This is a genomic window from Niastella populi, assembly GCF_002078015.1.
In the GTDB taxonomy this organism is placed as follows: domain Bacteria; phylum Bacteroidota; class Bacteroidia; order Chitinophagales; family Chitinophagaceae; genus Niastella; species Niastella populi.
The window spans coordinates 38,669-51,125 of sequence record NZ_LWBP01000204.1; the positions used below are offsets into that span (position 1 = coordinate 38,669).

The 12,457-nt window shown below is 47.8% G+C and carries 8 protein-coding genes; 7 read left to right on the top strand and 1 reads right to left on the bottom strand.

Annotation, left to right across the window (positions count from 1 at the left end; genetic code table 11):
• Positions 1-89 precede the first annotated feature (89 nt).
• The 7 genes from A4R26_RS24320 to A4R26_RS24350 all read left to right on the top strand — a co-directional run bounded on the left by A4R26_RS24320 (position 90) and on the right by A4R26_RS24350 (position 12,081).
• Positions 90-2,411: a T9SS type A sorting domain-containing protein gene (locus A4R26_RS24320; protein WP_081169136.1), complete on the top strand. Its 2,322-nt coding sequence runs from the start codon at positions 90-92 to the stop codon at positions 2,409-2,411.
• A 315-nt stretch (positions 2,412-2,726) separates the two neighbouring features.
• Positions 2,727-3,521 (top strand): SDR family NAD(P)-dependent oxidoreductase, encoded by a 795-nt coding sequence (locus tag A4R26_RS24325; protein ID WP_081169137.1) that lies wholly within the window; start codon positions 2,727-2,729, stop codon positions 3,519-3,521.
• Between the two features lie 71 nt (positions 3,522-3,592).
• The gene (locus tag A4R26_RS24330) at positions 3,593-4,762 is read left to right on the top strand and encodes a zinc-dependent alcohol dehydrogenase (protein WP_081169138.1); all 1,170 of its coding nucleotides are present in this window, start codon (positions 3,593-3,595) and stop codon (positions 4,760-4,762) included.
• A gap of 51 nt (positions 4,763-4,813) precedes the next feature.
• A complete protein-coding gene (gene treZ, locus A4R26_RS24335) occupies positions 4,814-6,667 on the top strand; it encodes a malto-oligosyltrehalose trehalohydrolase (protein ID WP_081169139.1) in 1,854 nt (617 codons plus the stop codon).
• A gap of 8 nt (positions 6,668-6,675) precedes the next feature.
• A complete protein-coding gene (gene treY / locus A4R26_RS24340; protein WP_081169140.1) occupies positions 6,676-9,390 on the top strand; it encodes a malto-oligosyltrehalose synthase in 2,715 nt (904 codons plus the stop codon).
• Positions 9,387-11,561 (top strand): glycogen debranching protein GlgX, encoded by a 2,175-nt coding sequence (gene glgX / locus A4R26_RS24345; protein ID WP_081169141.1) that lies wholly within the window; start codon positions 9,387-9,389, stop codon positions 11,559-11,561. The genes treY and glgX overlap by 4 nt, the downstream gene beginning before the upstream one ends.
• Positions 11,562-11,601: 40 nt before the next feature.
• Positions 11,602-12,081, top strand: coding sequence for a CinA family protein (locus A4R26_RS24350; RefSeq protein ID WP_081169142.1), 480 nt, complete (start codon positions 11,602-11,604; stop codon positions 12,079-12,081).
• Positions 12,082-12,106: 25 nt separating this feature from the next.
• On the opposite strand, the gene A4R26_RS24355 is transcribed toward A4R26_RS24350, so the two are convergent.
• Positions 12,107-12,352, bottom strand: coding sequence for a hypothetical protein (locus A4R26_RS24355; RefSeq protein WP_081169143.1), 246 nt, complete (start codon positions 12,350-12,352; stop codon positions 12,107-12,109).
• Positions 12,353-12,457: the final 105 nt, after the last annotated feature.

Here is a 12,457-nt window from a genome sequence, read left to right on the forward strand (position 1 = left end):
ATATTTGTCCCCGGTATGATTACCGTCCGAAGACTTCCCCTCTCACTCTTCTGTTAGATTTTTTTCTTTTTCACTTAAAACTTTATTGTATGAAGAAAATTCAATTTTCTCTGATCGTCGCATGCCTGTGCGTAACCATGGCTCCGCTCGAAAGCGGGGCGCAAACCAACATTGCGCCAAACGCGGTTGCCACCACTTCATACGTATCGCCCTGGGAAACCATTGCCGCGCTGAACGACGGGTTTACCCCGGCCGGTTCGAATGACAAATCGAACGGCGCCTACGGCAACTGGAACAATCCCAATTCATTGCAATGGGTGCAGTACGACTGGTCGCAAACGTATGCGGTGACATCCATTCAGGTGTACTGGTTCAACGACGGGGGAGGGGTGTTAACACCAACCACGGCCTATGCAGAATACTGGAACGGATCGGCATGGGTGCACATCGGCAACGTTCCGCTGGTAACCAATGCGTTCAATACGCTTGCGGTAAATAATATTAACATGAGCCGCTTACGGGTAACAATGCTGAACACCGCCCAAAGCACCGGTATGCTCGAATGGCGGGTGTTGGGCACCGTTGTTGGGGGCGGTGGAGGGGGTGGAAACGGTTCCCCCTATACCTGGCCGGCGTATTCACCAAACATCAGTTATAATTTCAGAACAGAATTTCCCAGCTTACCTGCACCAACAAACGTTTTGAACGATTGTCCGCAGGTGGCAGGCACCCAGTCGTCGAACTGGTGGTGTTTCCGTTGGGGCCCAAACAAAAATTCGCTGGTGACCACCAATGCCATCACGCCGTTGCTGGCAAGGTTGAACGCTGATTTTGCATATTTCCGCGATCAAATGGGCTGGCCGCCCGATCTGCGGGCAAAGAACGGTTACCGCAGCTCGGTTTATTTATATGGTTCGGGCCTGTGCACCGACAATGCACCTAATACCGCGTTGGGCGGCTGGCAAAGCGCCATCAATTATAATGGAAGAAGCTGGCCTATGATCCTGGCTTCCTATTACCCGGTATATAGTTTCGACCCGGCCTGCACTTTTAGCGACCGCGAGTTTCAAAAGGGCGCTATGACGCATGAGGGCATCCATGCATTGCTGGCCGACCTGCCCGGTGTTAAACAATCGGCCTGGTTCCATGAAGGCGGTAATGTATGGTTACAGCAAACCGCCGATGCGCGAAGAAGTAACAACTTCAGCTCAATGGGCGATTTGAACGGCACCGATTTCATTGCGCCCTTTATGCCCATCGAGTGTTACAGCGGCTGGTTGCAGGATGGCAGCTTTGGCGGCCCATCGGCAGAAGGCGTGAATATGTTCAATGGCAATCAGCAGATCTGTACCTGGCGCACCTATTTAGGCGGGCATCAGTACAGCAGTTCGTTCCCTACCTTCCTCGGTAATACATTGGGCGATGGCGCCGTGCCCTGGATCTGGCGTTATTCACCCACCCGCGTACTGGAAGGTATTGCCAGTGGTTTAGGTGCTGCCCAAACCCGTCGGTTAATTACAGAATACAGGGCCAAACAGGCGCTGGTTGATTTTGGCCCCTGGAAGAATGCGGTGCTGGCATTACTGAATGCACACTTCGGACAATCTATTGGCGCCGAATGGCAGCCGTCATGGATGAACCCGCCCGTATGGACGGCTACCCCTTATGTAAAAACAACCAATAATGGCGGACTGCTTACGCCCGATCCCATTACCTTACCCGGATGGTCAGGTGCCAACCAGATACCGCTTACTATAAGCGGCAATACCGTTACGGTTAATTTTGAACCCATTGGAGCAAACATGACCTGTCAACTTGTGTACCGTACAACAACCGGAGTGCCTGTGTACAGTACGCCTGTAAGCAGCGGCGCCTGTACATTGAACCTTACCTCGCCACCGGCCAATAATGTTGTTATAGCGGTTATCACCAATACCGATTATATCTATAACGGCGAGGCTACCCGCAAGGCGCATTACGATTACCGGCTACGGTTGGTGACCGGTGTTACCGGCACAGCGAGTGTGAATACCCGCTGGTATCAATCGGCCACGCTGTCATCGGCCCGCACTGAAACAACGGCGCCGGAAGCAACAGTTGGCATCGACTGGTCGAAGTATTGTGCGCATGATGTACCCGCAACCCGCATCACCGGAAACAGCAGCCTGGTAAAGATGCAGGTATATCCCAACCCCGCGCGGCTGAACACCCGCGTAACGCTCCATTTCCTGAACGAGGCCGATGAAAAAACAACCATCTCTGTATTTAATTTACAGGGCGCCAAAGTAATGGAAGCAACCACCACGGGTATGCGGTATGTAATAGAACCAAAATTCCTTACCGCAGGAACTTATCTTATAAAAATTAAGAATACGAAAACCGATCAATCGCAGCAGTTGATTGTGCAATAGGAACCTGTGAAGAGTATATGGCGGGTGTTGAATAGAGTTTCTATTCTTCACCCGCTTTATATTTTATTCTTATACTTTGCCTTGTTGTGTTTTAAGCCCTGCTTTTTTTGTCTTGTGTTTTGCATTCGTTTTGCCATTGTCAATTGCTTATTGTTCTCCCCATGGCACATCCTTTGCGGCAATAATAATGCGCTTCATGTTCTAAATGCCACTACAGTAAAATTATTTGAAGGCCCGGTAGCAGTTGGGGAATCCAAATTCTCCACATACACCATCGTTTTTTTACCGGGTATTTAATTACTCAATAATATTTTTATGGAAGAAAGGACCTACGCGCTCATCACTGGCGGTACGAAAGGTATTGGCTATGAGCTGGCAAAAGTTTTTGCTTATCACGGGCATCACCTCATTCTGGTAGCCAGGGATGAAAACAAACTTCAACAAACAGCCCGCGAGTTACAGGCGTTGGGCGTTGATGTGATCACCATATCGAAAGACCTGTTCCTGAAGGAAAGCCCGTTTGAACTGTTCGATGAAATAAAGCAACGCGGGCTCACTGTTGACATTCTTGTGAATGATGCCGGACAAGGGCAATACGGCGAATTTGCAGAAACCGATATTTACCGGGAGCTCGACATTATTCAACTGAATATTTCTTCACTGGTTGTTCTTACCAAATTGTTCCTGCAGGAAATGTTGCAACGGGGTACCGGAAGAATTCTCAATCTGTCTTCCATTGCCAGTAAGGCGCCCGGTCCATGGCAATCGGTTTATCATGGAACCAAGGCTTTTGTACAATCCTTTACAGAAGCGGTTCGCAACGAGGTAAAGGATACCGGTGTAACGCTTACCGCGTTGCTGCCCGGTGCAACCGATACCGAATTCTTTAAAACCGCCGAAATGGAAGCGTCTAAGATCGTTCAGGAAGGCAAGCTCGATGATCCCGTTAAGGTGGCGAAAGACGGGTATGAAGCGCTTATGCGTGGCGACGATATGGTTATTTCGGGCTTTAAGAATAAAGTGAATGTTGCCATGAGTAATATGATGCCCGATAGTGCGGCCGCTGACAACATGAATAAAAAACAGGCACCGGCAAATGAAAAGAGATAAAATATAAACCATCCATAGTAACAGCATCGGATAGTAAGTATTATCCTGCGAAAAAAAATAAAATAAAACAAATGAAAGCAGCAGTGATTCACGCTCCGGGTAAGGTTACCTGCGACAATGTAGACGATCCCGGTATACAAGACGACCGCGATGTTATTCTTAAAGTAACGGCAACCGCTATTTGCGGGTCTGACCTGCATATTTATTCAGGCGGGGTTCCGCAACCACGGCCCATGGTGCTGGGGCATGAGTTTATGGGCATAGTTGAAGAGACGGGTAAAGCCATTACCAATTTAAAAAAAGGCGACCGGGTGGTGGTGCCGTTCCCCATAGCCTGCGGCCATTGTTTCTTTTGCGATCATGGCTACCCAAGTAATTGCGAGCACAGTAACCCCAGGTATGGCCCCGAAGGCGGCATCTTCGAAGAAAAAGGCGGCGCCCTGTTCGGTTATACCGATCTGTATGGCGGGTACGATGGCGGTCAGGCGCAATACGTGCGTGTGCCCTATGCTGATTTTGGTCCGCGCCTGGTGCCTGATAATTTAACCGATGAGCAGGTGTTGTTTCTCACCGATATTTTTCCCACCGGCTATTCGGGTGTTGACTGGGGTGAAGTTAAAGGGGGTGAAACGGTTGCCATTTTCGGTTCAGGCCCCGTAGGCATTATGGCTGCCAAAGCAGCGTGGCTGCGTGGAGCAGCGCGGGTGCTCATTGTCGATACCATACAATACCGGCTCGATATGGCAAAAAAAGCCGCCAATGCGGAAACTATTCTTTGGGAAGAAGATGGTAAAAATGCCATCGAAGCCATAAGGGCGGCTACGAAAGGCCGGGGTGCCGACGTATGTATTGAAGCGGTAGGTTTTGAACCTGACCGGACTTTTCTCGACCGGGCGAAAGCGGTGATCAATCTTGAAAAAGGCTCGCCAAAAGTACTGGAAGCGTGTATGAGCGCCGTCAGGCGAAATGGCATCGTACCGGTATTGGGCGTTTACCCGGTAACGTACGATAACTTCCCGGTTGGCCAGTTCTTCGATAAAGGGCTGACGCTGCGGGGCGGTCAGGCGCCGGCTCACCGGCATATTGACACACTGTTGCAGTATGTTAGAGAAGGGAAAGTCATATTAGATGATATCATAACGCATCGCCTGCCACTTACAAAGGTTGCAGACGGCTATTCCATGTTCAAAAAGAAAGAAGACAATTGCGTAAAAGTTGTTCTGGATCCATGGGCAGCGTAAAAGATGGCTGACCTTATACAGGTATATGTTACTGGCATGTGATTTTCAATAATGTTAAAAAACACCTTGATCAATAAATATACCTCATTAGGTGCGTTACTGCAGGAAAACGGACAATGCTCCTTTACTGTATGGGCGCCCTTGTGCAATTCAGTAAACCTGGTTGTACAGGCATCGCCTGAAGTTACATGGCCTATGGAAAATGATGGGCAGGGCTATTGGTGTGTAAATGTAGACCGTGTAACTCCAGGGATGCAATATTTATATCAAATAGATGGCAAATTGCTGCGGCCCGACCCGGCATCGCGCTGGCAACCCGGCGGCGTGCATGGGCCTTCCGCGGTGGTACATACCGCTTTTGCCTGGACCGATGATCAATGGCATGGCATCGAGCCTGCCGAAATGATCATTTATGAATTACACACCGGTACTTTTACCAACTCCGGCAATTTTCAGGGAATTATTTCAACACTGGATTATTTGCAATCGCTTGGCGTTACCTCCATCGAGATCATGCCCATAGCTCAGTTTCCGGGGCATCACAACTGGGGATATGATGGCGTTTACCCGTTTGCCGTACACAAAGACTATGGCACGCGCGACGATCTGAAGCAACTCGTAAATGCAGCGCACGAACGCGGCATAGCCGTCGTACTGGATGTAGTATATAACCACCTCGGCCCTGAAGGCAATTACCTCGCCGACTACGGTCCTTACTTTACCGAAAAATATAAAGCGTCCTGGAGCAACTCCATCAATTTCGACGGTGCCTGGTGCGACGGGGTTCGCAATTATTTTATACAGAATGCATTGATGTGGCTCGATGAATTTCATATAGACGCATTGCGGCTCGATGCGGTGCATGCTATTTACGACAATAGCGCCGTGCATATCATGGAAGAGCTTACCGAACAGGTACGGCAACTGGAGCAGCGTACCCAACGCCGGAAAGTGTTGATCGCAGAATTCGATCTCAATAATCCCCGGTACATAACGCCGGTTGAAAAAGGCGGCTATGGTATGGATGCCCAGTGGGTCGATGAATTTCATCATGCCTTACATGCTGTAATCACCGGAGAAAGAGAAGGGTACTATGAAGATTTCGGTAGCCTCGAAATGCTGGCCGGCTCGTTACAGCATTCCTATGTATATACCGGGCAGTATTCAGTTCATCGCAAACGCTATTTTGGAACGGTACCTAAACATACATCGTACAACCAATGTATTGTTTTTGTGCAGAACCACGATCAGGTGGGTAACCGGTTCATGGGCGACCGGCTTGCTACCATGTTATCGCCCGAAGCATTGAAGCTTGCAGCGGCCACCTTGCTGCTATCACCGCATATTCCATTATTGTTCATGGGCGAGGAATATGGTGAAAAGAACCCCTTCATGTACTTTACCAGTCATTCGGATGAATGTTTGATAGAACAGTTGTGCGAAGGGCGCAGAAGAGAATTTGCGCATTTTAACTGGCAGGGCGAAGTGCCCAATCCGCAGTCGGAAGAAGTATTCAATAATTCAAAACTGAGTTGGAACGCTACTGAAGTGGCCGGGTTATTCAACTTCCATCAACACCTGATCGCATTTAGAAAAAGCCGGCCGGCCATGCAAAATTTTCAGCGGTACAGCGCAGTGCGGAATATCCGTATCAAAAACGATGTATTGCATTTTGAACGGCATGGCAATAAAGATATGCTTATCGTTTACCTGAATTTTAGTAAGGAAGCCCAAAGTATCGTCAATGAGAACCGCTTTCCCTGCAATGTAGTGATCGATTCTTCGGGGGCGGAATGGGAAGGCCCCGGTAATTTGTCGACGGCAACGGTTCAACCCGGAGAGCCATTCCTGTTGAATCCCTTGTCGGCAACTGTTTTTGAAATCGTAAACCGATCAGACGAATAAGCAAACTTATGAAAGTCCCTATATCAACATACCGTTTACAATTAAATGCCTCCTTCACCTTTAAACACGTAGCAGAACTTATTTCATACCTGCACGAATTAGGCATTACCACCATATACGCCAGTCCGTTTTTTACAGCCGCTGCAGGCAGTACGCATGGTTACGATGTTTGTGACCCGCATGCACTCAATAAAGAAATTGGCACGCCGGAACAATTACTGCACATCACGGCTGTATTGCGAAGGAATAATATGACCTGGCTGCAGGACATAGTGCCCAATCATATGGTTTTTTCAATGGCCAATGAACGCCTGGCCGATGTGCTGGAGCGCGGCGCTTACTCTGAATATTTTAACTGGTTCGATATCGACTGGATGCATCCCGATCCCGAACTGCATGGCCGCCTCATGGTGCCGGTGTTGGGAAAACCTTTGGCCGATTGTTTGCAGCAACAGGAATTACGCCTGGATTTTGATTGCAGGGGGTTTGAGATAAAATACAAGCAGCAGGCTTTTCCGCTTTCTATCGGTGCCTATGAAGTTCTTTTAAGCGGGCTACCCAATGATCCTGCGTTTACACCGGTAACTGAAATGATAATGCAATTGTATTCGGCCGCAACCTGCGACAAGTCGCTGGCCAGCTGGAATGAAAACAAACAACATGTATTGCAGGCATCGGAGAAGGAGGCGGCAGCTATAAAACTGTTGCTATTACAGGTAAATGCCAACGGGCAGTTGCTGCAAAAAATATTACAAAAGCAGTATTACCGGTTAAGCTGGTGGCAGGAAACCAATCAAAAGATAAATTATCGCCGGTTCTTTGCCGTGAATGAACTTATCGCCATCAACATGGAAGATGAGGATGTGTTCAACGAGTATCATTCCCTGTTGTTTGATCTGTATAAAGATAATGTGATCCATGGATTACGGCTCGATCATATCGATGGATTGCACGATCCCGTTGAATATATACACAGTTTACGCGAGTTGTTTGGTGACGAGTGTTATTTGATTGTAGAAAAAATACTGGAAGAGGGAGAATCATTGCCTGCAGCCTGGCCATTGCAGGGGACAACCGGTTATGAATTCGGTGCCCAGGTGAACTGGTTACTGACGAACCCGGCCGGGGCAAAGAAAATGGTGCATTATTACCGGTCGCTTTTTCCTGATTTGCCCGGGTATAAGGAAATCATTTTTGAAAAGAAACAGTCGTTCCTTGAAAAATATATGGGTGGCGAATGGGATAACCTGGTACGCAACCTGTATGAGCTGCAATTGGCGCCTGCCGGCATCGACCGTAAAACAATTAAACAGGCCCTGGGCTTATTTATGTGCTGTATGCCTGTGTATCGTTTATATCCCCACGGGGGACCGCTTGAAGCGGATGAGCAGCAGATAATAAAAGAAACGGTAGAAGACGCCTTGCGCAGGGCTCCGCATTTGAAGGAGCCATTAGCCTGTCTTTTATCGATATGGGATATTGATGCAACTGATGTTACCATCAACAGTCACCGCCTTTGCTTTCAAAAAAGGTTGATGCAGTTTACCGGTCCGCTTACCGCTAAAGGTGTTGAGGACACTACTTTTTACGTATACAATGCCCTGTTATCGCATAATGAGGTGGGTGATACACCCGATCTTGATCAATATTCCGTTGATCATTTTCACCGATGGATATTGCAAAGGCAGCAAACGCACCCGTATTCGTTGAACACAACTTCCACACACGATTCAAAACGCGGAGAAGACGGGCGCATCAGGCTCAATGCACTTACCTGTCTGGTGACTGAATGGGAGCACCAGGTAGCCGCGTGGCGACAGAAGAACAATAAATGCAAAACGGCATGGAACGGCGCTCAGGCACCCATGTTACAGGATGAATACTTTATTTACCAATCGCTGGTATCAGGGTTCCCGGAAAATGGCGAAGTAACGGATGAATATATAACCCGGCTGAAAGATTATTTCATCAAATCGGTTCGGGAGGCCAAAATATACACCAACTGGCAGGACCCTGATAGTGCCTACGAAGAAGCAGGTTGCCGGTTTATAGAACAGTTGCTTTCACCACAGCATGATTTTTTACAAAGCTTTCTGCCGTTTTTCAATTCGGTTCTTTCTTATGCACATGTATTTTCACTTACACAGGCGCTTATAAAATTTACGGCGCCGGGTGTACCCGATACGTACCAGGGTTGTGAATGGTGGAATACCAGTTATGTTGACCCCGACAATCGCCGGCCCGTTGATCATGCGTTAGGCCATACATTTGTGCAGGAAATAAAAGCATTGGAAGCAAAAGGGAGTCTGGCGGTGCTCGATCATCTCAAAAACAACCGCACCATGGGCGCTGAAAAATTCTTTGTTACCTGGAAGGCATTGCAATGCCGGAGAAAATACGCCCCGGTATTCCTGCTGGGAACTTACATTCCGTTATATGCTTCTGTCGATTGCGGCATTATTGCCTATGCACGCCAATATGAGAACCAATGGGTGCTGGTGGTGGCGCCGGTTTCAGAGATTGCGTTTGCTGGTAGCAAAAGTGACCAATTGACAAAAGTATCTTTACCTTTACCTGACAAGGCGCCGGTAAAGTGGGACCACCTGTTTACCGGTGAAGCCATTTCTGTTGAAAGTAATGGTTCTTCTCTTGCTCTTCATTCGATCATCAAATCATTTCCGGTGGCACTGTTGACCGGAGAAACCAAAATAGCCAACCTATGACCTCTGAGAAAACTGCAATATCAGGCCTTGCTTCCGGAGTGATCTCAGGTATATATCCCGGTAAAGCATTTCCGTTAGGGGCAAAATATGATGGGAACGGAGTGAATTTTTCCATTTACAGCGAGCATGCTGAAGAAGTTGAACTGTGTTTGTTCGAGAGCCTCGATAGCCAGACGGAATACCTTAAAATAAAAATGAAAGAAAGGGAGCATCATGTATGGCATGTTTATGTAGCCGATCTCAAACCTGGTCAATTGTACGGTTACCGGGTGAATGGCCCTTACGACCCGCCAAACGGACAACGGTTCAATCCCAATAAATTATTGTTCGATCCGTATGCCAAAGCTATTTCGGGAACCATCGACTGGCACGACAGTGTATTTGGTTACCGCATCGGCGATGCTGCTGAAGACCTGAGCTATAACAGTATCGACAGCGCGCCCTTTCTGCCGCGGTCAGTGGTGATCGATCCGCAGTTCGATTGGGAAGATGTGCCAAAGCCAAATATTCCTTACGATCAGTCGGTGATCTATGAATTACATGTAAAAGAGTTCACAAAATTGAACCCCGATGTTCCGGAAGAATTGCGCGGCACCTATGCCGGACTGGCCCATCCGGCGGTGATCGATTATCTGAAACAGTTAGGTATTACGGCGATAGAAATTATGCCGGTGCATCATTTTGTGGCCGACCGCCACCTGGTTGATGCCGGACTTACCAATTTCTGGGGTTACAATACCATCGGCTTTTTTGCACCGGATGTCAGGTATTCAAGCAGCGGCGTAAAGGGAGAACAGGTAAATGAATTCAGGAACATGGTAAAAGAAATGCACAAAGCGGGCATTGAAGTGATACTGGATGTTGTATATAACCATACGGCCGAAGGCAATCATATGGGGCCAACGGTATCGTTCAAGGGAATTGATAACGAAGCCTATTACCGGCTTACGGAAAACAGGCGGTATTATATGGATTATACGGGTACCGGTAACACGCTGAATGCTAATTTACCCGGTGTGTTGCGATTGATCATGGACAGCCTGCGTTACTGGGCCATCGACATGCAGGTGGATGGCTTCCGGTTCGACCTGGCGGCTACACTGGCGCGGGAGTTACACGATGTGAACCGGTTGAGCGCTTTCTTCGACATCATTTACCAGGACCCTGTGATCTCACAGGTAAAACTGATTGCCGAACCCTGGGATATAGGCGAGGGTGGTTACCAGGTAGGAAAATTTCCACCGGGCTGGGCCGAATGGAATGGAAAGTACCGCGACTGTATGCGCGACTACTGGCGCGGCGCCGATAGCGGACTGGTTGAGTTTGCCGAACGGTTTACCGGCAGCGCCGACCTGTATAAGAACGACTACCGCTTTCCAACGGCAAGTATCAATTTTATTACTGCGCATGATGGATTTACGTTACATGACCTGGTATCGTATAACGATAAACACAACGAGGCCAATAAAGAAGATAACAGGGATGGCGATAATCATAACAGATCGTGGAACTGCGGTGCGGAAGGACCTACGGATGATAAAGGCATCAATGAATTGCGCGCCCGGCAGAAAAGGAACTTACTTACCACGTTGATGTTGTCGCAAGGCGTGCCCATGTTATTGTCGGGCGACGAAATAGGCCGAACAAAACATGGAAACAATAATACCTATTGCCAGGATAACGAGATCTCATGGATCGACTGGCAAAATGGCGATACGGGAATGTTGCAGTTTACGCGGGAGTTGATACACTGGCGCCGTAATCATCCGGTGTTTTGCCGCCGCCGCTGGTTCAGGGGGCATTTGATAAAAGAGATCAACCTCAAAGACATCGAGTGGTTTTTACCCGGCGGAAATGAAATAAAAGATGAAGCCTATAAATCGGATATTGCCAGGGCGCTGGGCATTTATTTAAATGGCGCCGATCTCGACATGACCAGCGCCAAAGGCGAAAAGATCAAGGACGATAACTTTTATGTCATTTTTAACGGCACGTCAGAAACCATTCAGTACAAATTGCCATCGGCGAAATTTGGCGATTCCTGGATAGAAGTGATCAATACTACCAGGAACGTGATAACCCCCGATGGCCCAAGATACGGACCTGGCGATTTCATTACTGCAGACGCCCGCTCTATTGTATTGTTACATAACCCGGTAAATAATGAATAAGGTTGGCATGGATTTTTGATTTTATGTAAAAAGAAGCTACATGCCTGACCCTATTATTCAAACTATTGGTAAACTACTTATTGAACGGCAACAATCCGTTGCAGTAGCGGAGAGCGTAACATCCGGAAATATTCAACTGGAATTATCAACGGCAACAGATGCCTCAAAATTTTTTCAGGGTGGCATAACCGCTTATAACCTTGGCCAGAAAAGCCGTCACCTGCATGTTGATCCCATCAATGCCATTGCCTGTAACTGTGTGGCGGAACAGGTTGCGCATGAAATGGCTTTGGGCGTTTGCCGTTTATTTATCAGCGACTGGGGCCTTTCCATTACCGGCTATTCTTCTAAAGTGCCTGAATCGAACTACGAGTTGTTTGCTTATTATACTATTGCATACGCGGGGAAAATAATGCAGTCGGGTAAAATGGAACCGCCCGATGGAAAGTCCGCCGAAATTCAATCTTTTTATACAAGGGAGTTATTGAAGGAGTTCGAGACCGTGCTGAAGCACTACTGACCCATTAATTCATTATGCCGTGTAATTACACGGCATAATGTTTTTCAATTTCTTTTCCCACCTTTTTTGTCAATCCCTCGGGCCGGACTTCATTCACCGCCCATTCGGTGTTATTGTACGATACGTAACCAAAAGAGGTGTCGTTCAAAACAACGTGGAATGATGCCGGTATTCCCTCGTCGTTGAGTTTATCCGATGGGTTCACCCAGCCTTTGTAGGTTGTTCCATCCAACTCGAAAGAGATGTCGAATATTTTTTCCTCTGATGCCATGTTGTTGGTTTTAGGGTATCAATAAAAAATTGGTACCAACGTTTCTAAACAAATGGTAGTGAACAGGCAATAAGCAATAGGCAACGGGCTGGAAAACAATCCCAA

Excerpts from the sequence above, each read along its gene's own strand:
- A4R26_RS24320 (WP_081169136.1), top strand. The coding sequence starts at position 90 with ATGAAGAAAATTCAATTTTCTCTGATCGTCGCATGCCTGTGCGTAACC.
- A4R26_RS24325 (WP_081169137.1), top strand. The coding sequence starts at position 2,727 with ATGGAAGAAAGGACCTACGCGCTCATCACTGGCGGTACGAAAGGTATT.
- A4R26_RS24330 (WP_081169138.1), top strand. The coding sequence starts at position 3,593 with ATGAAAGCAGCAGTGATTCACGCTCCGGGTAAGGTTACCTGCGACAAT.
- treZ (WP_081169139.1), top strand. The coding sequence starts at position 4,814 with ATGTTAAAAAACACCTTGATCAATAAATATACCTCATTAGGTGCGTTA.
- treY (WP_081169140.1), top strand. The coding sequence starts at position 6,676 with ATGAAAGTCCCTATATCAACATACCGTTTACAATTAAATGCCTCCTTC.
- glgX (WP_081169141.1), top strand. The coding sequence starts at position 9,387 with ATGACCTCTGAGAAAACTGCAATATCAGGCCTTGCTTCCGGAGTGATC.
- A4R26_RS24350 (WP_081169142.1), top strand. The coding sequence starts at position 11,602 with ATGCCTGACCCTATTATTCAAACTATTGGTAAACTACTTATTGAACGG.
- A4R26_RS24355 (WP_081169143.1), bottom strand. The coding sequence starts at position 12,352 with ATGGCATCAGAGGAAAAAATATTCGACATCTCTTTCGAGTTGGATGGA.